The sequence below is a fragment of the Herbiconiux sp. L3-i23 genome, assembly GCF_023734115.1.
Classification (GTDB): Bacteria; Actinomycetota; Actinomycetes; order Actinomycetales; family Microbacteriaceae; genus Naasia.
On sequence record NZ_AP025737.1, the window covers coordinates 580,633 to 601,044 of the forward strand.

At 69.7% G+C, this 20,412-nt stretch carries 18 protein-coding genes and 1 tRNA gene; 13 read left to right on the plus strand and 6 right to left on the minus strand.

The genetic code is table 11. The annotated features are described in order from the left end of the window. Window positions 1–39: 39 nt before the first annotated feature. The gene (gene serA, locus NGH83_RS02760) at window positions 40–1,635 is read left to right on the plus strand and encodes a phosphoglycerate dehydrogenase (RefSeq protein WP_251857545.1); all 1,596 of its coding nucleotides are present in this window, start codon (window positions 40–42) and stop codon (window positions 1,633–1,635) included. 676 nt (window positions 1,636–2,311) lie between these two features. On the opposite strand, the gene NGH83_RS02765 is transcribed toward serA, so the two are convergent. Together NGH83_RS02765 and NGH83_RS02770 are read right to left on the minus strand one after the other, a co-directional pair. Beyond that, window positions 2,312–2,560 (minus strand): DUF6458 family protein, encoded by a 249-nt coding sequence (locus tag NGH83_RS02765; RefSeq protein WP_251857546.1) that lies wholly within the window; start codon window positions 2,558–2,560, stop codon window positions 2,312–2,314. 84 nt (window positions 2,561–2,644) lie between these two features. Next, a complete protein-coding gene (locus NGH83_RS02770) occupies window positions 2,645–4,066 on the minus strand; it encodes a glucose-6-phosphate dehydrogenase (protein WP_251857547.1) in 1,422 nt (473 codons plus the stop codon). Window positions 4,067–4,180: 114 nt separating this feature from the next. Between NGH83_RS02770 and NGH83_RS02775 the strand changes: the two genes are divergently transcribed. Both NGH83_RS02775 and NGH83_RS02780 read left to right on the plus strand, forming a co-directional pair. Then, on the plus strand, window positions 4,181–5,242 hold the full coding sequence (locus NGH83_RS02775) for a 3-isopropylmalate dehydrogenase (RefSeq protein ID WP_251857548.1): 1,062 nt from the start codon (window positions 4,181–4,183) through the stop codon (window positions 5,240–5,242). A gap of 2 nt (window positions 5,243–5,244) precedes the next feature. Beyond that, window positions 5,245–6,348, plus strand: coding sequence for a branched-chain amino acid aminotransferase (locus NGH83_RS02780; RefSeq protein WP_251857549.1), 1,104 nt, complete (start codon window positions 5,245–5,247; stop codon window positions 6,346–6,348). A gap of 80 nt (window positions 6,349–6,428) precedes the next feature. Here the strand turns inward: NGH83_RS02780 and NGH83_RS02785 are convergent, their stop codons facing one another. Continuing rightward, entirely contained in the window at window positions 6,429–7,622 is a 1,194-nt protein-coding gene (locus NGH83_RS02785) for an ROK family transcriptional regulator (RefSeq protein WP_251857550.1), read from the minus strand. Between the two features lie 111 nt (window positions 7,623–7,733). Between NGH83_RS02785 and NGH83_RS02790 the strand changes: the two genes are divergently transcribed. Genes NGH83_RS02790 through NGH83_RS02805 form a run of 4 tightly spaced genes read left to right on the plus strand, consistent with a single transcriptional unit; the run spans window position 7,734 to window position 11,762 of the window. Beyond that, window positions 7,734–8,471 carry a sugar phosphate isomerase/epimerase gene (locus NGH83_RS02790; protein ID WP_251857551.1) on the plus strand — a complete coding sequence of 246 codons (738 nt, stop codon included), beginning with the start codon at window positions 7,734–7,736 and terminating at the stop codon, window positions 8,469–8,471. Beyond that, window positions 8,468–9,574 (plus strand): Gfo/Idh/MocA family protein, encoded by a 1,107-nt coding sequence (locus tag NGH83_RS02795; RefSeq protein WP_251857552.1) that lies wholly within the window; start codon window positions 8,468–8,470, stop codon window positions 9,572–9,574. Before NGH83_RS02790 ends, NGH83_RS02795 begins: the two co-directional genes overlap by 4 nt. Further along, window positions 9,571–10,695: a Gfo/Idh/MocA family protein gene (locus NGH83_RS02800; RefSeq protein WP_251857553.1), complete on the plus strand. Its 1,125-nt coding sequence runs from the start codon at window positions 9,571–9,573 to the stop codon at window positions 10,693–10,695. Before NGH83_RS02795 ends, NGH83_RS02800 begins: the two co-directional genes overlap by 4 nt. 53 nt (window positions 10,696–10,748) lie before the next feature. Next, entirely contained in the window at window positions 10,749–11,762 is a 1,014-nt protein-coding gene (locus tag NGH83_RS02805; protein WP_251857554.1) for a sugar phosphate isomerase/epimerase, read from the plus strand. An 89-nt stretch (window positions 11,763–11,851) separates the two neighbouring features. Here the strand turns inward: NGH83_RS02805 and NGH83_RS02810 are convergent, their stop codons facing one another. Beyond that, a complete protein-coding gene (locus tag NGH83_RS02810; protein WP_251857555.1) occupies window positions 11,852–12,550 on the minus strand; it encodes a TetR/AcrR family transcriptional regulator in 699 nt (232 codons plus the stop codon). Between the two features lie 55 nt (window positions 12,551–12,605). Between NGH83_RS02810 and NGH83_RS02815 the strand changes: the two genes are divergently transcribed. The 5 genes from NGH83_RS02815 (at window position 12,606) to NGH83_RS02835 (ending at window position 17,812) form a co-directional block, all read left to right on the plus strand. Then, entirely contained in the window at window positions 12,606–13,916 is a 1,311-nt protein-coding gene (locus NGH83_RS02815) for a nucleotide disphospho-sugar-binding domain-containing protein (protein WP_251857556.1), read from the plus strand. A 134-nt stretch (window positions 13,917–14,050) separates the two neighbouring features. Continuing rightward, on the plus strand, window positions 14,051–14,824 hold the full coding sequence (locus NGH83_RS02820; protein ID WP_251857557.1) for a fumarylacetoacetate hydrolase family protein: 774 nt from the start codon (window positions 14,051–14,053) through the stop codon (window positions 14,822–14,824). After that, the gene (locus NGH83_RS02825) at window positions 14,821–15,693 is read left to right on the plus strand and encodes a glycerophosphodiester phosphodiesterase family protein (protein ID WP_251857558.1); all 873 of its coding nucleotides are present in this window, start codon (window positions 14,821–14,823) and stop codon (window positions 15,691–15,693) included. The genes NGH83_RS02820 and NGH83_RS02825 overlap by 4 nt, the downstream gene beginning before the upstream one ends. A gap of 64 nt (window positions 15,694–15,757) precedes the next feature. Continuing rightward, a complete protein-coding gene (gene gltX / locus NGH83_RS02830) occupies window positions 15,758–17,266 on the plus strand; it encodes a glutamate--tRNA ligase (protein ID WP_251857559.1) in 1,509 nt (502 codons plus the stop codon). Window positions 17,267–17,740: 474 nt separating this feature from the next. Next, window positions 17,741–17,812 (plus strand) — tRNA-Gln (locus tag NGH83_RS02835). Between the two features lie 63 nt (window positions 17,813–17,875). Here the strand turns inward: NGH83_RS02835 and NGH83_RS02840 are convergent. Both NGH83_RS02840 and NGH83_RS02845 read right to left on the minus strand, forming a co-directional pair. Further along, entirely contained in the window at window positions 17,876–18,946 is a 1,071-nt protein-coding gene (locus NGH83_RS02840; protein WP_251857560.1) for a HAMP domain-containing sensor histidine kinase, read from the minus strand. 31 nt (window positions 18,947–18,977) lie between these two features. Beyond that, the gene (locus tag NGH83_RS02845) at window positions 18,978–19,649 is read right to left on the minus strand and encodes a response regulator transcription factor (RefSeq protein WP_251857561.1); all 672 of its coding nucleotides are present in this window, start codon (window positions 19,647–19,649) and stop codon (window positions 18,978–18,980) included. Window positions 19,650–19,814: 165 nt separating this feature from the next. Between NGH83_RS02845 and NGH83_RS02850 the strand changes: the two genes are divergently transcribed. Then, on the plus strand, window positions 19,815–20,369 hold the full coding sequence (locus NGH83_RS02850) for a M15 family metallopeptidase (RefSeq protein ID WP_251857562.1): 555 nt from the start codon (window positions 19,815–19,817) through the stop codon (window positions 20,367–20,369). Window positions 20,370–20,412 lie beyond the last annotated feature (43 nt).

Below are 20,412 nucleotides of genomic sequence, written 5' to 3' on the forward strand. Positions count from 1 at the left end.
ACATTGTCAGCGTTTGTGCCGAGCCCCGAAGGAACGCCTGTGCCGAAACCCATCGTGCTGATCGCCGAAGAACTCTCGCCCGCCACCGTCGAGGCCCTCGGCCCCGACTTCGACATCCGGAACGTCGACGGGACCGACCGGGCGGCGCTCCTCGAGGCGCTCGCTGACGCGAGTGCGGTGCTGGTGCGATCGGCGACGCAGATCGATGCCGAGGCGCTCGCCGCTGCGAAGCAGCTCAAGGTCGTCGCCCGCGCCGGTGTCGGACTCGACAACGTCGACATCCCCGCCGCGACGAACGCCGGCGTGATGGTCGTCAACGCCCCCACCTCGAACGTGGTGTCCGCGGCCGAGCTCGCGATCACCCACCTGCTCTCGCTCGCCCGCTACGTCCCCGACGCCAACGCGTCGCTCAAGGCGGGGGAGTGGAAGCGGTCGAAGTTCACCGGCGTCGAGCTGTACGAGAAGACCGTCGGTATCGTCGGCCTCGGCCGCATCGGCACCCTCGTCGCCCAGCGTCTCGCCGGGTTCGACGTGAACCTCATCGGCTACGACCCCTACGTCACGCCGAGCCGTGCGCAGCAGCTCGGCATCGAGCTCGTCTCGCTCGAAGACCTCGTGCGCCGCAGCGACTTCATCACCATCCACATCCCGAAGACCCCCGAGACGACCGGCCTGATCGGCGCCGCCGAGTTCGACAAGGCGAAGCCGAACCTGCGCATCGTGAACGCGAGCCGCGGCGGCATCATCGACGAGACCGCCCTGTACGAGGCGCTCAAGGCGAAGAAGATCGCGGGCGCCGGCATCGACGTCTTCGTCTCCGAGCCGCCGAAGGATTCGCCGCTGCTCGGGCTCGACAACATCGTCGTCACCCCACACCTCGGCGCGTCGACCGACGAGGCCCAGGAGAAGGCGGGCATCTCGGTTGCGAAGTCGGTGCGTCTCGCGTTGTCGGGCGAGCTGGTCCCCGATGCGGTGAACGTGGCGGGCGGCGCCATCGACCCGTACGTGCGCCCCGGTCTGCCGCTCGTCGAGAAGCTCGGCCAGGTCTTCGCGGGCCTCGCCGACGGCCCGCTCGCGAGCGTCGACGTCGAGGTCCGCGGCGACCTCGTCGAGTACGACGTCAGCGTGCTGAAGCTCGCCGCCCTGAAGGGCGTCCTGTCGAACGTCGTCAGCGAGAACGTGTCGTACGTGAACGCGCCGCTGATCGCGGAGCAGCGCGGCATCACCGTCCGGCTGCTCACCGACCCTGTCTCGGAGGAGTACCGCAATGTGCTCACCGTGCGCGGCGCGCTCGCCGACGGCACGACCGCGTCGGTGTCGGGAACGCTGACGGGCACGAAGCAGATCGAGAAGATCGTCGAGATCAACGGGTACGACGTCGAGCTGCCGTTCGCCGACCACTCGGTGGTGTTCACCTACGACGACCGTCCCGGTGTCGTCGCGATCTACGGTCAGAAGTTCGGCGACGCCGGCATCAACATCGCGGGCATGCAGATCGCACGCCGTGGCCGCGGCGGCAAGGCGCTCAGCGTCCTGACCATCGACAGCCCGGCCCCCGAGGAGCTGCTGGAGGAGATCCGGGTCGCGATCGACGCCGACACCTTCCGCGAGATCGACCTCGTCGACCTCGTCTGAGGTCCTCCCCGGGTAGTATCCCGCTCGTTGAGCGAAGCGATACGGAGGGACTACTTCCCACCCGGTTGTCGAGTAGCGCGCCAGCGCGTATCGAGACGGCTCGAGTAGCGAGGAACGAGCGCATCGAGAGCGCCGCTTCGGACCTTGGCGCTGTGGTCTCGGTGCGCTTCGCCTACTCGACCCGTCTCGATGCGCTTCGCTTACTCGACGATCGGGTTCGGACCCGCTCGTTGAGCGAAGCGATACGGAGGGACGACTTCCCACCCGGTCGTCGAGTAGCGCGCCAGCGCGTATCGAGACGGCTCGAGTAAGCGAGGAACGAGCGCATCGAGAGCGCCGCTTCGACCTCAGCGCTGTGGTCTCGATGCGCTGCGCTTACTCGACCCTGGGCCCCTGGCGCACGCTTGCGCCAGGGACTCGGTGCGCTTCGCTTACTCGACGACCGGTTAGTCCCGCCCGTTGAGCGAAGCGATACGAAGGGACGACTCTTCACCCGGTCGTCGAGTAGCGCGCCAGCGCGTATCGAGACGGCTCGAGTAAGCGAGGAACAAGCGCATCGAGAGCGCCGCTCCGGACCTCAGCGCAGTGGTCTCGATGCGCTTCGCTTACTCGACCCGTTTCGATACGCTCCTTCGTCGCTACTCAACGACCGGACGAGCGCAGCGCCCCCTGAAGCTCAGAGGTTGTCGTCGCGGACGCTGCGCTGGGTGGTGGAGCCGCTCGCCGGATCGACGGTGGTGCGCGAGGTCGACACCGACTGGCGCTTGCGCATGAGCAGCACGATGCCGAGGATCGTGATCAGCGCGCCGGCCGCGATCAGGATGTAGCCCACCGTGGTGAGGGCGATCCAGTCGGTGGTCACGTTGACCGCGAAGGCGAGGATGGCGCCGACGGCCATCAGGAAGATTCCGAAACCGAGACTCATCGCTCGTGCTCGCTCTCTGTAGAGGTACAGGCGACGCTCAGCATAGGTTCACCGGGCGGCGCGTGGCTGAGAACCGGCCGTGCATCACTCCCAGTCGTCGGGCCCGCCGGACCCCGCCGCATACTCCTGCATGGGCACCTCGTCGCGCCGCCACGCCTCGATCACGGGGTCGACGATGCGCCAGCATTCCTCGGCGATGTCGCCGCGCACGGAGAGCAGCGGGTCGCCGTCGAGGATGCCCTCGAGCACCTGTCCGTAGGGGAGCAGGTCGCCCGGCTCCTTCTCGGCGGTCATCTCGGTGCGCTCGAGTTCGAACGGGTCGCCGCTTCCGTTCATCGTCAGCTCGAACCGGACCCGGTCGGACTTCAGGTCGAGCACGATCCGGTCGCCCGTCAGCGCCCCGGCGAGACCCTCGATCGGGTCGGTGCAGGTCAGCACGATCGAGACCTCCTTGCGTGCAGTGCCGAGCGCTTTGCCGGAGCGCAGCAGGAAGGGAACCCCCGACCAACGGGGTGTGCGCACCTCGAGTTCGACCTCGGCGAGCGTCTCGGTCATCCGCGCCGGGTCGACGCCGGGGGAATCGACGTAGGAGGGCAGATCGCGGTCGCCGATCCGTCCCGCCGTGTACCGCGCCCGACGGCTGGCGGCGACCGGGTCGTCGCCGATCACGCGGGTGTTGCGCAGGACCTGCGCGGCGTTCGAGCGCAGCTCGACCTCGTCGAGGCGGGGGAGCGGCTCCATCGTGAGCAGGGCGAGCACCTGCAGCAGGTGGCTCTGGATCATGTCCACCAGTGCGCCGGCGTTGTCGTAGTAGCCCGCGCGTCCCTCGAGGCCGAGGGCCTCGTCATAGACGATCTCGACGCGTTCGATGCGATCCTTGCTCCACACGTCCTTCAGCAGGGTGTTGCTGAAGCGCAGGCCGAGGATGTTGAGCACCGTCGACTTGCCGAGGAAGTGGTCGATGCGGAAGACCTGGCGTTCGGGCACGATCTGCGCGATCAACTGATCGAGCCCTTCGGCGCTGGCCTGGTCGACGCCGAACGGCTTCTCGAGCGCGAGGCGCAGGTCGGTGGGCAGCTCCATCCCGCGCAGCGCATCGCAGACCTTCGCCGTAACCGACGGCGGAAGCGCGAAGAACAGCACCGGGGTGCCCTGGCAGGCGGCGAGGATCTGCGCCAGCACCGCCTCGTCGGTCACGTCGCCGGTGAACCACCGCGCGGTGTCGACGAAACGATCGGCCGCCTCGGCTCCACCCTCGACGTCGTCGAACGCGGTGCGGACGGTGGCGCCCCACTTCGCGTCGGACGACTCCTCGAGGCTCGCGCCGATGATCTCGACCTCCCGCTCCGACCTCGTCAGCAGGCTGGCGAGCCCCGGCAGCAGCAGTCGGCGCGTGAGGTCGCCGCCGCCGCCGAGCACGATCAGGCTGACCTCTGCGCCGGCCCCTCGGCCTCGTGCGCCGGTCGTGAAGGCTTCTGCACTGGTCGCGCTGGGAGCACTGGTCATGCGGGGAGGATATGCCGCCGGCCCGACGAATCCCCTGGGCGCCGACGCATGCACGCGATTCCCGCCTGCAGGCAGGGGATAGCCTGAGAGCCTCCGCTCGAGGTAAGGAGCCGCATGTCCCGCACCGTCACGATCGCCGCGATCCCCGGAGACGGCATCGGGCCCGAAGTCGTCGCCGAAGCGCTGAAGGTGCTGCACGCCGTCGCGCCCGACGGGGTCGACTTCGAGGTCACCGAGTTCGCGCTGGGGGCCACGCGCTACCTCGAGACCGGCGACGTGCTACCCGACGAGGAGCTCGCGGAGATCGCGGCGCGCGACGCGATCCTGCTCGGTGCGGTCGGGGGAGTGCCCGGCGACCCGCGGCTTGCGGGCGCCAACATCGAGCGAGGGCTGCTGCTGAAGCTGCGGTTCGCCCTCGACCACTACGTCAACCTGCGTCCGACGGTGCTGCACCCCGGCGTGGTCAGCCCGCTCGCGGATCCGGGGCACGTCGACTTCGTCGTCGTCCGTGAGGGCACCGAGGGGCCGTACGTCGGCAACGGCGGCAGCATCCGGGTCGGCACGCCGCACGAGATCGCGACCGAAGTGAGCCTCAACACCGCGTTCGGTGTCGAGAGGGTCGTGCGCTACGCCTTCACGGCCGCAGCGGCGCGCCGCGGCAAGCTCACCCTCGTGCACAAGACCAACGTGCTCACCCATGCGGGTGCGATCTGGAAGCGCCTCGTCGACCAGGTGGCGGCCGAGTATCCGTCGGTGACGGTCGACTACATCCACGTCGACGCCGCCACCATCTACCTGGTGACCGATCCTGCTAGATTCGACGTGATCGTCACGGACAACCTCTTCGGCGACATCCTCACCGACCTGGCCGGCGCAATCAGCGGCGGAATCGGTCTCGCGGCCTCGGGCAACATCAACCCCGACGGCGCGTTCCCCTCGATGTTCGAGCCCGTGCACGGTTCAGCGCCGGACATCGCGGGACAGCAGAAGGCGGATCCGACCGCCGCGATCCTCTCCGTCGCCCTCCTGCTCGAGCACCTCGGTTTCGCCGAGGCGGCCGCTCGGGTGAGCGACGCGGTCGCGGCCGATCTCGCCTCTCGCGCACAGACCGGCGCTGCCCGCCGCACCTCGGAAACCGGCGACGCCATCGTCGCCCTCCTCACGTCCAAGGACTGAACATGACCGCAGCAACAACGTTCCCTCTCGCCTTCTCGGCCACGCCGTCGCAGTCGGCGCGAGCCGAGGCCGAGCGCGAGGCGATCCTCGCCGACCCCGGATTCGGCAAGCACTTCACCGACCACATGGTGCAGGTCACCTGGACCCTCGACGAGGGCTGGCACGATGCCGAGGTCGTCCCCTATGGTCCGATCACCCTCGACCCCGCCGCCTCGGTGCTGCACTACGGGCAGGAGATCTTCGAGGGACTGAAGGTCTACCGCCACGCGGACGGCTCCATCTGGAGCTTCCGGCCCGAGGCCAACGCCCTGCGCCTGCAGCGTTCGGCCGAGCGGATGGCACTGCCGTCGCTGCCGACCGAGGACTTTCTCGAGTCGCTGCGCCAGCTGCTCGCGTTCGACAAGGCGTGGGTGCCGTCGGCGCCCGAGACGAGCCTCTACATCCGCCCGTTCATGATCGCCAGCGAGAGCTTCCTCGGGGTGCGGGCCGCGCAGAAGGTCGACTACCGGGTCATCGCCTCGCCGGCCGGAGCGTACTTCCACGGCGGTGTCCGACCGGTGTCCATCTGGCTGTCGACGGACTACTCCCGCGCAGGCCGTGGCGGAACCGGGGCGGCGAAGACCGGCGGCAACTACGCGGCGTCTCTGCTGCCCCAGGCCGAGGCCTACCGCAACGGCTGCGACCAGGTGCTCTTCCTCGACTCGGTCGAGCAGAAGTACCTGGAAGAGCTCGGCGGCATGAACATCTTCCTCGTGCGGCACGACGGCACCCTCATCACGCCGGCACTCAGCGGCTCGATCCTCGAGGGCATCACCCGCGAGAGCATCATCCGCCTGGCGAAGGACCGCGGGCACGCGGTCGAGGAACGCCCGGTGACCCTCGACGAGTGGCGCGAGGGCGTCGCCTCCGGCGAGATCAGCGAGAGCTTCGCCTGCGGGACCGCCGCGGTCATCACGCCGATCGGCGCGCTGAAGGGGCCCGACTTCGCCATCGGCGATGTCTCCGCCCCGGCCGGCGCGCTGACGATGTCGCTGCGCGAGGAGCTGACCGACATCCAGTACGGCCGCAAGCCCGACCGCCACGGCTGGCTCACCCGCCTCGGCTGATCCACCGCCTACTCCACCCGCCCCGCCCGCCCCGCGAAGCGATACGAAGGGCGCAGAGAGGCGCCTTCGTATCGCTTCGCTCAACGGGCGGCGGCCCCGGTGAGTGCGTCGATGCGGGCGGGGGAGAGGGCCTCGTCGAGCGCGAGGGTCGCGGCGCCGACCACGCCGGCGCGCGCGCCCAGCACCGACGGGACGATCTGCAGACCCGCGGTGGCGAGCGGTGTGCCGCGCGCGGCGACGACCTCGCGGATGCCGGAAAGCAGCGGCTCCTCCGCCTGAGAGAGGGATCCGCCGATCACGACGACCGACGGATTCGTGAGGCTGATGCAGGCCGAGAGCACGTCGCCGATGTCCTGTCCCGCGAGGTGCACGGCGTCGACGGCGTCGGGGTCGCCCGCGCGCACCAGGCCGACGATGTCGGCCGACCCGGTCACCCCGAGCCCGCCCGCGGAGAGGCGGCGGGCCACGGCGGGCGATGCGGCAACGGCCTCCAGGCACCCCGTGTTGCCGCAGCGGCAGGGCGCGTCGGGATCGCGGGCGACGCGGATGTGGCCGATGTCTCCGGCGATCCCCCGTGCCCCGCGCTGCAGTCGCCCGCCCGAGATGATGCCGGATCCGATGCCGGTGGCGACCTTCACGAAGACGAGATCGTCGGTGTCGGGCCAGCTGGTCGCCCGTTCACCGAGAGCCATGACGTTGACGTCGTTGTCGACCAGGACCGGGCTGGGGATCCGCCGTCGGATGTGGGCCGGCACGTCGTAGTCGTGCCAGCCGGGCATGATCGGCGGATTCGAGGGACGTCCGATGGCGAACTCGACCGGCCCGGGCAGCCCGATGCCGACGGCGAGCACCTGCTCGGCGGCATGCCCTGAGGCGAGCAGCGATGCGGTCGCTTCGTCGAGGATGCGATCGAGGATCGGCTCGGGACCGTCGGTGATGTCCGACTGCCAGGTCCTCTCCTCGCGCACCCGCCCCGACAGATCCACCACGGCGACGCGGGTGTGGCGTGCGCCGGCGTCGACCGCGACGACCACGCGAGACGTCGGATCGAGGGCGAATCGGGCGGGCGGGCGCCCGCCGCTCGACACCGCCGGTTCGACGGGGCGCACGAGGCCTGTCCGAAGGAGGCTCTCGAGGCGGAGGGCCGCCGCCGTGCGCGCCAGGCCCGACTCGGCGGCGAGCTCGGCCCGGGTGCGCGGGATGCCGTCGCGCAGCAGCTGGAACAGCGCGCCGGGGCCCGCGTCGGCCGCCGCGGGGGTCCGCTCGAGGGACATGAGCGCATTCAAGCACAGCGCCGAAACTTTTGCTCGCATGGCGGCAAAAGACTGCCTAGGCTGGAACGGACAGCCGCGCGCCGAAGGGCGCCATCACTTCACTGGAGAAGCGTGACCACCGCCCCCGTCTCAGTTCAGCTCTACAGCATCCGCGACGCGATCGCCGCCGACCTCGGCACCGCACTCGACAGGATCGCGGCCATCGGCTTCGAGAACGTCGAACCGTACGGCTTCGTCGACGGTGCGGCCACCTACGCCGACGCGCTGTCGGAGCGCGGACTCACCGCCCTGTCCGCCCACGCCCCCTTCGTCGACGGCGGCGACGTGCCGAAGGCGCTGGATGCGGCGGCGACGCTGGGACTCGCCACCCTCATCGACCCCTTCATTCCGGCCGAGAAGTGGCGGACCGCCGACGACGTCGCGCGCATCGCCGAGCGCCTCAACACCATCGCGGAGCAGGCGAGCGGCTACGACTTCTCCATCGGCTACCACAACCACGACTGGGAGTTGGCGACGATCGACGGCGTCACCGCCCTCGAACTGCTCGAGTCGCAGCTCGACCCGGCCGTCGTGCTCGAGGTCGACACGTATTGGGTCGAGGTCGGCGGCCAGTCGGCCCCCGACCTGCTGAAGCGGCTCGGATCGCGCGTGAAGCTCATCCACGTGAAGGACGGCGGCCGCAACGGCGTCACCGCCGAGCAGCAGCCCGCGGGCGAGGGTGAGATCCCGATCCCCGCCATTCTGCGGGCAGCACCTGACGCGGTGCGGGTCATCGAGTTCGACGAGTACGCGGGCGACGTCTTCGACGGTCTCGCCGCCAGCCTGGCCTACGTGAAGGAGCAGGCATGAGCGCCGGACGCGTCGGCGTCGGTGTGATCGGCGCCGGTGTCATCAGCTCGGCCTACCTCGACAACCTCACGCGGTTCCCCGATGTCGAGGTGCTCTTCATCGCCGACCTCGACCTCGACCGCGCCGCCGCGCAGGCTGAGAAGTACGGGATCGCGGGCAGCGGGTCGGTCGACGAGCTGCTCGCCGTCGACGACATCGAGATCGTCGTGAACCTCACCATCCCGGCCGTGCACGTCGAGGTCGGGCTGCGCATCCTCGAGGCCGGCAAGCATGTGTGGTCGGAGAAGCCGTTCTCGCTCGATCGTGAGAGCGGCCGCGAACTGCTCGCCGCCGCCGAGGCCAAGGGCCTCCGCGTCGCGACGGCGCCCGACACCGTGCTCGGTGCGGGGCAGCAGACCGCGCTGCGCACCATCGCCGACGGACGCGTCGGACGCGTTCTCACCGCGTTCGCGCAGATGCAGGGCCCCGGCCCCGAGTCGTGGCACCCGAGTCCCGAGTTCCTCTTCGATATCGGCGCCGGACCGCTGTTCGACATGGGTCCCTACTATCTGACGACCCTCGTGAACGTGTTCGGGCCCGCCCGCCGGGTGACCGCCGTGTCGAACACCGCGACCACCACGCGCATCATCGGGTCGGGCCCGAAGGCCGGCACCGAGTTCCCGGTCAACGTCCCGACCCACATCTCGGCGATCATCGAGTTCGACGACGACGCCTCGGCGGTCATCGTGTTGAGCTTCCAGTCGCACCTGCCCCGCGCCGGCGTGGTCGAGATCTCCGGAGCCGACGGCAGCATCGCCTTCCCCGACCCCAACATGTTCGACGGCGAGTCGAAGCTGTGGGAGCGCGGCGCCGAGGACCCGGTGGAGATCGAGCCGGTCGGATCGACTTTCGGCCGCGGCACCGGCGTCGTCGAACTCGCCCGCGCGATCCGCGCCGGTGTGCCCGAGCGTGCCAGCGCGGAGCTCGCGTTCCACGTCGTCGACATCATGACGTCGATCACCGAGTCGGCTGCGACGCGTCAGGCGGTCGCGGTGACCAGCACGGTCGCGCGGCCCGAGCCGCTGCCCGAAGGATGGGACCCGTCCGAGGCGACACTCGCATGAGCCTGCCGGGATCGGGACCGTCGAGATCGGGGCTTCCCGGCTCGAATCTGGGCGTCGGCATCATCGGGGGCGGCTTCATGGCCGCGGTGCACTCCCGCGCCGCCCGTGCCGCAGGAGCCCGCCTCGTGGGCCTCAGCTCCTCGACACTGGAGCGCGCGAGCGCGGCCGCGGAAGCGCTGGGGGTCGAACGCGCCTTCGCCTCGGCCGAGCAGCTGCTCGCCGACGACGCGATCGACGTCGTGCACATCTGCACCCCCAATGCGACGCATGCCGCCCTCGCCTCGGCGGCGCTCGCGGCGGGCAAGCACGTCATCTGCGAGAAGCCGCTCGCCACCGAGATCGCCGACGCCGAACGACTCGTCGGCGAAGCCGAGGCGTCGGGACTCGTGACCGCGATCCCGTTCGTCTACCGCTTCCACCCCATGGCGCGGGCCGCTCGAGACCGCGTCCGAGGCGGTGCTGCGGGGCGGCTGCTCACCGTGTCCGGCAGCTATCTGCAGGACTGGCTCCTCGAGCAGGGCGACGACAACTGGCGCGTCGACGACCGCCAGGGCGGGCGCTCCCGCGCGTTCGGCGACATCGGCTCGCACCTCGTCGACCTGTTCGAGTTCGTCGGGGGAGACCCGATCGTCGCCGTTGCCGCGAAGACCTCGACCGTCTTCGCGAGCCGCGGCGGAACCGAGAACGTCAACACCGAGGACGCGGTCGCGGTCGCCATCGAGACGGAGTCGGGCGCCATCGGCACCCTGCTGGTCTCGCAGGTGGCGCCGGGACGCAAGAACGCCCTCGTGCTCGAACTCGCGGGCACCGCCGAGTCGATCCGCTTCGAGCAGGAGAACCCCGAGCAGCTGTGGATCGGACGCCGCGCAGGAAGCGAGCTGCTGCTGCGCGACCCCGGCGAGCTCACCGGCGATGCCGCGCGGCTCAGCGTCCTGCCCGGAGGGCATCCGCTCGGATACCAGGACGCGTTCTCCGCGTTTGCCGCCGACGTCTACGCGACCATCCGCGGCGACGAGGTCGACGGCGTCGCCTCGTTCGCCGACGGCCTCCGCGCGATGCGCATCACCGAGGCGGTCCTCGACTCCGCCCGTGACGGCGCGTGGGTGCGACCCGCCGCCTGACACCGGCTCGACCGCCCGAGCACCGCCAGAACCAGTAGAGAAGGACGTCGCCGATGACGAACACGCACCCCGTCACCCTGTTCACCGGCCAGTGGGCCGACCTCACCCTCGAGGAGGTGGCGAAGCACGCGAGCGAGTGGGGCTACGACGGCCTCGAGATCGCCTGCTCCGGCGAGCACCTCGACGTCTGGCGCGCCGCCGAGGACGACGACTACCTGCAGGGCAGGCTCGAGATCCTCGACCGCTACGGGCTCAAGGTGTGGGCGATCTCCAACCACCTCAAGGGACAGGCGGTCTGCGACGACCCCATCGACTTCCGTCACAAGGCCATCGTCGGCTCGAAGGTCTGGGGCGACGGCGACCCCGAGGGTGTCCGTCAGCGCGCGGCCGAAGAGCTGAAGCTCACCGCGAAGGTGGCACGCAGGCTCGGGGTCGACACGGTGATCGGCTTCACCGGATCGAAGATCTGGCCCTACGTCGCCCAATTCCCGCCGGTGCCCGCCGAGGTCATCGACGCCGGCTACCAGGACTTCGCCGACCGCTGGAACCCCATCCTCGACGTATTCGACGGCGAAGGCGTGCGCTTCGCCCACGAGGTGCACCCCAGCGAGATCGCCTACGACTACTGGTCGAGCGTGCGCAGCCTCGAGGCCATCGAGCACCGCGAGGCCTTCGGCTTCAACTGGGACCCCAGCCACATGATGTGGCAGGGCGTCGACCCCGTCGCGTTCATCACCGACTTCGCCGACCGCATCTACCACGTCGACTGCAAGGACACCCGCCTCCGCACCCCCAACGGGCGCTACGGGGTGCTCGGATCCCACTTGCCGTGGGGCGACCCGCACCGCGGCTGGGACTTCGTGTCGACCGGGCACGGCGACGTGCCATGGGAGGACTCCTTCCGTGCCCTGCGTGCCATCGGCTACTCGGGCCCCATCTCGGTGGAATGGGAGGACGCGGGCATGGACCGCCTGCACGGTGCGAAGGAGGCCGCCGGCTTCATCCGCTCGCTCCTCTGGGAGCTGCCCACCGCCTCCTTCGACTCCGCCTTCAGCAACCAGGACTGACCCGCCCCCACTCGCCCGCCTCGCGCCTCGTCGCTCGTTGAGCGAAGCGATACGGAGGCGCCAGCGAGTTCCCCTTCGTATCGCTTCGCTCAACGGGCGGGGGAGTCGGGGAGGTCGAGGATGGTGCGGCGCACGCTGTCGATGTACCAGCTCTTCAGCTCGACCTCGCTCCACCCGAAGTCGGAGACGAACACCTGGTACGGCTCGAAGCCGTTGAGGAAGGCCAGCGCGCCCGCGAGCTCGTCGACGGACTTGTCGCGTCGCAGGAGCCCCCGCGCCGCCATCGCATCGACGGCGAGGCGGTTGTCGGCGAGCCGACGCTCCATGAGCTCCCGGTAGAGCGCGGCGACCGCGTCGTCATCGAGCGCTGCGGCGCTGAGCGCCCGCCACAACCCGATGCCCGCCGCCTGCCCGGCGACGATGAAGTCGGAGAAGGCCGCCAGCATCGCCTCGACGTCCTCGATGGCGAACATGTCCTGCAATTCCGTGCGCTCGGAGAGCGGATCCGCTCCTTCCCGGCCGCCGAACGCGTGCTCGAACGCCGCGATGAGCAGAGCGGCCTTGGGTCCGTTCGCCGCGACCGATTCGCTCGAGACGCCCGCAGTGCGACCGATCAGGGCGAGAGTCGTCCGCGCATAGCCGTGGGTCGCGAAGCACTCCGCCGCCGCCGCGACGATACGGCTGCGGGTCTGCGCCGCCTGCTGCTCGCGGAGCGGGGAACGGTACTCGCGCTTCGAGGGGATTGCCGCGGAAGCTCCGCCGGAAGAGACTCTGGACAAGTTCGCCATATTCACTACAGTATCACGTATTCGATACTTGCCACTTAGCGAAAGCGTGCGTTCCATGTCCTCCTACCTCCTCTGCAGTTCCCCGATCTACGGCCACATCGCCCCCATGCTCACCATCGGACGGCGCCTGGTGCAGCGCGGCGACATCGTGACGGTCCTGACCGGCCGCAAATATCGCGACGCCGTCGAAGCCGGCGGGATGGTCTTCCGTCCTCTGCCCGATGCCGTCGACTACGACGACGCGAACCTCGACCGATGGCTCCCCGGCCGCGAAGGACGCACAGGGCTCGACGCGGTCCGCTTCGACCTCATCGGCATGTTCGGCCGCGTCATCCCCGACCAGTACCGCGCCGTCGAGGCGGCCCTCGCCGAGGGACGTTACGACGCGATCGTCGCCGAAGGCGCTTTCACCGGAGTCCTGCCGAAGCTGCTCAAGGAGCCCGCCGGAACCCGCCTGCCGATCATCGGGATCTCCGCCCTCCCCGTCACGCTGACGAGTGTGGACACGGCGCCGTTCGGGCCTGCGATGCAGCCGGGACGCGGCCCGGTCGCGCGGTTGCGCAACCGGATGCTCAACCGCCTCGTCCACAGCGGACCGTTGAAGCCGATCCAGACCACCGTCGATGCTGCGCTCGCCGAGGTCGGCGCGCCGCCGGCGCCGGGCAACTTCTTCGACTTCCCGAGCATGTTCGACCACACCATCCAGCTGAGCGCGTCGGGCCTCGAGTACCCGCGCCGCGAGACTCCGTCGACGCTGCGCTTCGTCGGGCCGCTCCGTCCCGAGGCGGGCGCCGCCACGGATGTGCCGGAGTGGTGGGGTGATCTCGACGGGACGACGCCCGTCGTGCACGTGACGCAGGGCACCATCGACAACCTCGACTTCGAGCGGCTCGTCGCGCCAACGATCCGCGCCCTCGCGGGCGAGGACGTCCTCGTGGTTGCGACGACCGGCGGGCGCGACGTCGAGCCGCTCCTCGCGGCGTTCGGCGGCGACCTCCCCGCGAACGCCCGCATCGGCCGATTCCTGCCGTACGGCGAACTGCTGCCCAGGTGCAGTGTGCTCGTCACCAACGGCGGCTTCGGCGGAGTGCAGCAGGCCCTCGGCTTCGGCGTCCCGCTCGTGGTCGCCGGCGCGACCGAGGACAAGCCCGAGGTGGCGGCGCGTGTGGCGTGGAGCGGCGCCGGCATCGAACTGCGCACCGGCGACCCGAAGCCCGAGCGCATCCGTCGGGCGGTTCTTGCGCTGCTCGCCGATCCGGCCTACCGTGCGGCCGCCCGGCGGCTGCAGGCCGAGCTGCGCGCCCTGCCCGACCCGATCGACGTCATCGTCGAGACGCTCGAGCAGGCCGCCCGCACCCACGCCTGACCCGCCCACCCGCCCTGCGCAGCGATACGGAGGGAGGATGCAACACTCCTTCGTATCCCTGCGCAGGGCGGGCGGGGCGTAGCGGTCGCGCTTTCTCCCGTGTCCTCAGGGTCGTGGGCGGTAGGGTCGTGACCGTGAAGATCGCCCGTTTCAGTGTCGATGCAGATCCGCGCTACGCCATCCTCGATGAGGAGGAGGACGAGTTGATCGTCCTGGCGGGCGACCCCATGTTCTCCGGGTTCCAGACCACCGGCGAGCGCATCCCGATCGCGTCGGCGAAGCTGCTGGCGCCGGTCATCCCGCGGTCGAAGGTCGTCTGCGTCGGCCTCAATTATCCGGCGCACAAAGAAGACATGGGGCAGCAGGCGCCGTCCGCAAACCCCCTCATCTTCTTGAAGCCCAACACCGCGGTCGTAGGCCCGGGCGACGCGATCCGCCTCCCGTCCGTCGAGGGACGCATCGTGCACGAGGGCGAGCTCGCCGTCGTGATCGGCAAGATCGCGAAGGACGTGCCCCGCGAGCGCGCGCTCGACTACGTCTTCGGATACACGATCGCGAACGACGTCTCCGCGCGCGACCAGATGTTGGCGGACGGTCAGTGGGCGAGGGCGAAGGGGTACGACACGTTCTGCCCGATCGGCCCGGTCATCGAGACCGAGATCGACCCGTCGAATCTCGACATCCAGACCTGGGTGGACGGCGAGCCGCGACGCCACGGCAACACGTCCGAGATGATCTACCCGGTCGACGAGATCATCGCGTTCGCGTCAAGCGTGTTCACCCTGCTGCCCGGCGACCTCATCCTGATGGGGACGCCTCCCGGGCTCGGCGGCTTCGTCGACGGCCAGGTCGTCGACATCGAGATCGAAGGCATCGGAACCCTCTCGAACCCCGCGAAGAACAAGTGAGCGCGGCCGCCCGCACCACGTTGTTCGCGCACCGTGGCGCGAGCGCGGACTTCCACGAGCACACGCGCGCCGCCTACCTCGAGGCGATACGTCAGGGCGCTGACGGCCTCGAGACCGATGTGCGCCTCACCGCGGATGGCCACCTCGTCTGCTGGCACGATCCCACCACCGACCGGGTGGCCGGAGTGCCGGGCTGGGTGCACAGGCTGACGCTCGACGAGCTTCGCGCCCTGGACGTGACCCGTGGACAGGCCATCCCCGCCGAGTACGGCACCGCGGCCGAGCAGGTCATGACGCTGCCCGAACTCCTCGCGCTCATCGCCGAGGCCGACCGCCCGGTTCGGCTCGCGCTCGAGATCAAGCAGCCCGGGCCGTTCGCCGGTGCTCTCGACGACGAGGTCCTGCAAACTCTTGCGGACGCTGGATGGGATGCCTCGTCCGGGCGCCTCGGCGACTCCACCGTCGATCTGATGTGCTTCTGGCCGCAGACGGCGGCGTCGCTGCTCGAGACCGTCTCGCCGTCGCTCGTGATGCTGCTCGTCGAGGACGCCGAGCACGACGAGCTCGTCCGCTGGGTGGAGCACGAAACAGGGGGAGTGCTCTCCGGCGACAGCGCCGAGCGTGCCGTGGCGGATGCGCAGACGACGCGAGACGAACTCCTCGACGACGCCCGAGTGGGCGTCGGACCCGACCGAGCCATCGTGAAGCGCGATCCGCAGCTGATGCGTTCGTGGACGCAATCCGGCCGTGCGGTGCGCGTCTGGACGGTCGATGACATCGCCGACGCCCTGCTCTGCCTCGACGTCGGCGTCACCGAGCTCACCACCAACCGGCCGAAGAGGCTGCGCGGCGACCTCGAACGCTACTGACGCCCATCCGCATCTCTGCCCGGCCGAGCCCTCCGGTCACGACGCCGGTAGAATCGCGGGCGGTATGTCAACCTTCCCCGTCACCACCGCCACTGGCGCCGATGTGCGCGTCCGCTTCTGCCCGTCACCCACGGGCACGCCTCACGTCGGACTCGTCCGCACGGCGCTGTTCAACTGGGCCTACGCCCGGCACACGGGCGGCACCTTCGTCTTCCGCGTCGAAGACACCGACGCGAGCCGCGACACCGAGGAGAGCTACGAGCAGATCCTCGAAGCTCTGCGGTGGCTGCACCTCGATTGGGATGAGGGCATCGACGTCGGCGGTCCGCACGCCCCGTACCGCCAGTCGCAGCGCTACGACATCTACGGCGAGATCATCGAGCGTCTGAAGGCCGCCGGGCACCTGTACGAGAGCTTCGCGACCGCTGACGAGATCGAGGCGCGCAACATCGCCGCCGGGCGCGACCCGAAGCTCGGCTACGACAACTTCGAACGCGACCTCAGCGACGAGCAGCGCGACGCGTACCGCGCGGAGGGTCGTCAGCCGGCCCTGCGTCTGCGTGTGCCCGACACCGATCTGTCGTTCGACGACCTGGTGCGCGGCGAGATCACGTTCGCCGCCGGATCGTTTCCCGACTTCGTGCTCGTGCGCCCGAACGGCCACCCGCTCTACACGTTCACGAACCCCGTCGACGATGCCCTCATGGGCATCACGCACGTGCTCCGTGGCGAGGACCTGCTGTCGTCGACCCCGCGCCAGATCGCGCTGTACGGTGCGCTGATCGACATCGGCGTCACCTCATTCGTGCCCCGCTTCGGCCACCTGCCCTATGTCATGGGCGAGGGCAACAAGAAGCTGTCGAAGCGCGACCCCGAGTCGAACCTGTTCCACCACCGCGACCGCGGGTTCATTCCCGAGGGGCTCGTCAACTACTTGGCGCTGCTCGGCTGGTCGCTGACGCACGACCGCGACGTCTTCTCGCTCGACGAGATGGTCGCCGCGTTCGACGTGGTGACCGTGAACCCGAACCCGGCCCGCTTCGATCAGAAGAAGGCCGAGTCGATCAACGGCGACCACATCCGCCTGCTCGGCGCCGACGACTTCGCCGGCCGTCTCGTGCCGTACCTCGTGAACGGGGGAGTGCTGGCCGGGGAGCCGACTCCCGAGCAGAGCGCCCTTCTCGCGAAGCTGGCCCCGCTGGTGCAGGAGCGCATGCAGCTGCTCGGTGAGGCGCCGGGGATGCTCCGCTCGTTCTTCGTGGGCGTCGACGACCTCGTCTACGACGACGATGCGATCTCCTCGCTGCCCGCCACCGCAGGTGAGGTGATCGCGGCGTCGGTGAACGCGCTCGAGCTGGTGCCCGAGAGCGAGTGGGCGGCGGAGGCGATCCAGTCCGCGCTGCAGACGCAGCTGATCGACGCGCTCGGTCTGAAGCCGCGCGTGGCGTACGGCCCGGTTCGCGTCGCCACCTCGGGCCGCCGCGTCTCCCCGCCGCTGTTCGAGTCCCTCGAGATCCTGGGCAAGCAGGAGGCCCTGGCCCGCCTGGACAAGCTCTCGAGGCGCCTGGCCTGACCCTCCGCATCGGGTCCGTGCGACCGCGCTCTCGATACGCTCGTCCCTCGCTACTCGAGCCGTCTCGGTGCGCTTCGCTCACTCGACGACCGGGGTGTGACTCGTGCCCTTCGTATCGCTTCGCTCAACGGGCGGGCCTGACCCGGTCGTCGAGTAGCGACGAAGGAGCGTATCGAGACGGGTCGAGTAAGCGAAGCGTATCGAGACCACAGCGCGCCTGCTCTCGATACGGCGCTGGCGCGCCTACTCGACGACCGGATGCGAGTCGTGCCCCTTCGTATCGCTTCGCTCAACGGGCGGGCGTGATCCGGGTCGTCGAATAGCGACGAAGGAGCGTATCGAATCCCCCGCGCAAGCGTGCGCGGCGGGCCCAGGGTCGAGTAAGCGCAGCGCATCGAGACCATCGCGCCGGTGGTTCGCGACCCGCTTCCGATCCCGTATGATGGTCTGCGGCCTCCTTCCGAGGAGAAGCCTTGGGGTATGGTGTAATTGGCAACACGGCTGATTCTGGTTCAGTTGTTCTTGGTTCGAGTCCAGGTACCCCAGCAGTATCCGAACATCGCGTTCACATGAAGAAGCCCCGGTTCTCCGGGGTTTTCGTGTTTCTAGTCAGCCTCTGGGCGGGAACGTCACGCGCACGCGGAGGCCGCCGCCGTCTCGGGGCGCGATCTCGAGCGACGCGTCGTGTGCGCGGGCGATCGAGGCGACGATCGCGAGGCCGAGCCCCGAGCCGACGTGCTCATCGCCCCTACGACGGGCGCGGCCCGCTCCTCGGACGAACGGCTCGACGAAAGTGGCCGCCGTCGCGGCGTCGAGCGCGGGGCCCGTGTTCGCCACGGAGAGTGCGGCTACCCCGTCGCGTGCTCGGGCGACCGAAACCCACACCTCGCCACTGGCAGGGGTGTGCGCCACAGCGTTCTGAACGAGGTTCGTCACCAGTTGCCGGAGCAGCGTCTCGTCGCCCACGACCGCGGCCGCGTCGAGATCCGCGCTCACCCGGATATCCCGCTTCGATGCGTCGGCGGCGAACCCCTCGACGACTCGTCCGACCACCGCGGCGAGATCGACCACCTCGGTGAGGCGGTTGCGTGCGTCGGCTCGCGCCAGGTCGAGAAGGGCTTCGGTCAACACGATCGACCGCTCGTTCATCTCCGCGATCCGGCGGAGAAGAGCATCGACGTCCCGCCCGTCGGGGTCGGCCTGCGCCACTTCGAGCATCGTGCGGATGACGGCGTGCGGGGTCCTGAGCTCGTGCGATGCGTTCGCGGCGAATCGTCGCTGCTCCTCGACCGACGCTTGGACGCGGGCCACCATGTCGTCGAAGGTGTCGGCCAGGTCGGTGAGCTCGTTGCCGGCGCCGGGCATCCGGATGCGGTGGTCGAGCGAGCCGTCGCGCACGAGGCGGGCGGCGTCGGTGACACGGGTCAACGGGGTGAGCATCCGCCCCGCGAGGATCCACCCGCCCACGAGTCCGATGACGGCGAGTGCCACTAGAGCCCACACCGCGTACTTGACGAAGACCTCGGTGAGATCGGAGCGCGACGGGGAGAACCCGCCCGAGAGGTCGAGGTTGCTGTCGGGCACGAAGCGCAGCAGGAGGAATCCGATGGCAAAAATCGCGACCCCCACGACACCGGTGAACGCGGCGTAACTCAAGGTGAGTTGGACGCGCAGAGACAACCCTTCTGGTCGGCCCGTTTGGGAAGCCGACTCAGCCACCGGGGCCCTCGACGACTCGGTATCCGACCCCCGGAACGGTGTCGATGAGCCACGGTTCGCCGAGCCGCTTGCGCAGTGCCGAGATCGTGATGCGCACCGCGTTGGTGAAGGGGTCGGCGTTCTCATCCCATGCCCGCTCGAGCAGCTGCTCGGCGCTGACCACCCCGCCCCGCGCGGCCAGGAGCACCTGCAGCACCGCGAACTGCTTGCGGGTCAATGCGACGTATCTGTCGCGGCGGTACACCTCTCGGCGGAAGGGGTCGAGCCGCAGGTCGCCGAACACGATGACCGGCGGGTTGCCGGCAGACGGACGCCGCTCGAGTGCGCGCAACCGCAGCACCAGCTCGCGGAGCGCGAACGGCTTGGTGAGGTAGTCGTCGGCGCCGCTCTCGAAGCCGGTCTCCTTGTCGTCGAGGCGTGCTGCGGCGGTCAGCATCAGGATGCGGGGACTCTCGGGCGAGGAGGAGAGGTGCCGTGCGATCTCGTCGCCGTTCGGGCCGGGGATGTCGCGATCGAGCACGACGACGTCGTAGTCGTTGACCGCGAGCAACTCGAGGGCGGTGTCACCGTCGCCGGCGATGTCGGCGGCGATCGACTCGAGTCGCAGGCCGTCGCGGATCGCCTCCGCGAGGAACAGCTCGTCCTCCACGATCAGCGCACGCATCCCGTCACCGTAACGCTCGCGGCGTATCGCCGACGTATGCAGCCGCGGATACGCCCGGGCAACAGCGCTCGCGGTGCGATCGTCGACATGACCAGAACTCTGCAGCACCCGCCTCAGCCCTCCCGCGCGGTTCGACGCAACCGTCGCAGAACCGTTACCGCCGTCGTGGCGGTCGGGCTGCTCACCGTCCTGTTGGCGCTCACCATGCCGCGATTGGCTACGCAGGGAACCGATCTCGGCGATCTGCCGATCATCGGATCGGGGTGGTCCGGTCCCGGGGATGCGGATGGGGTGATCCTCGACGACGAGATCGTCGGCGTCGACGACGACATCCCCGCGATCACCGGCCTGCAGCCGGCGCTGCGCGACGCGCTCCGGGAGGCGACGGCGGCGGCCGCGCTCGAGGACGTGAGCCTCGACGTCTCGAGCGGCTGGCGTAGCACGCAGCTGCAGGAGCAGCTCTTCGCCGACGCCGTCGACACGTACGGCAGCGAGGAGATCGCCCGCCAGTACGTGGCGCCCGCCGACCGCTCGAGTCACGTCACCGGCGACGCCTTCGACCTGGGCGGGCTGGAGGCGCAGCTGTGGCTCGGTCAGCACGGCAGCCAGTGGGGCCTGTGCCAGACCTACGCGAACGAGCGGTGGCACTTCGAGCTCGCGACGACTCCCGGCGGCGAGTGCCCGCCGATGCTGCTCGACGCGTCGTCCGACTGGTCGTGATCGGCCGCCGCCCGAGGCGGGTCGGCCCGCGGTGCCATCGAGC

Coding starts and splice junctions, on each gene's coding strand:
- NGH83_RS02765 (WP_251857546.1), bottom strand. CDS start 2,560: ATGAGTCTCGGTTTCGGAATCTTCCTGATGGCCGTCGGCGCCATCCTC.
- NGH83_RS02770 (WP_251857547.1), bottom strand. CDS start 4,066: ATGACCAGTGCTCCCAGCGCGACCAGTGCAGAAGCCTTCACGACCGGC.
- NGH83_RS02775 (WP_251857548.1), top strand. CDS start 4,181: ATGTCCCGCACCGTCACGATCGCCGCGATCCCCGGAGACGGCATCGGG.
- NGH83_RS02780 (WP_251857549.1), top strand. CDS start 5,245: ATGACCGCAGCAACAACGTTCCCTCTCGCCTTCTCGGCCACGCCGTCG.
- NGH83_RS02785 (WP_251857550.1), bottom strand. CDS start 7,622: ATGTCCCTCGAGCGGACCCCCGCGGCGGCCGACGCGGGCCCCGGCGCG.
- NGH83_RS02795 (WP_251857552.1), top strand. CDS start 8,468: ATGAGCGCCGGACGCGTCGGCGTCGGTGTGATCGGCGCCGGTGTCATC.
- NGH83_RS02800 (WP_251857553.1), top strand. CDS start 9,571: ATGAGCCTGCCGGGATCGGGACCGTCGAGATCGGGGCTTCCCGGCTCG.
- NGH83_RS02805 (WP_251857554.1), top strand. CDS start 10,749: ATGACGAACACGCACCCCGTCACCCTGTTCACCGGCCAGTGGGCCGAC.
- NGH83_RS02810 (WP_251857555.1), bottom strand. CDS start 12,550: ATGGCGAACTTGTCCAGAGTCTCTTCCGGCGGAGCTTCCGCGGCAATC.
- NGH83_RS02815 (WP_251857556.1), top strand. CDS start 12,606: ATGTCCTCCTACCTCCTCTGCAGTTCCCCGATCTACGGCCACATCGCC.
- gltX (WP_251857559.1), top strand. CDS start 15,758: ATGTCAACCTTCCCCGTCACCACCGCCACTGGCGCCGATGTGCGCGTC.
- NGH83_RS02845 (WP_251857561.1), bottom strand. CDS start 19,649: ATGCGTGCGCTGATCGTGGAGGACGAGCTGTTCCTCGCGGAGGCGATC.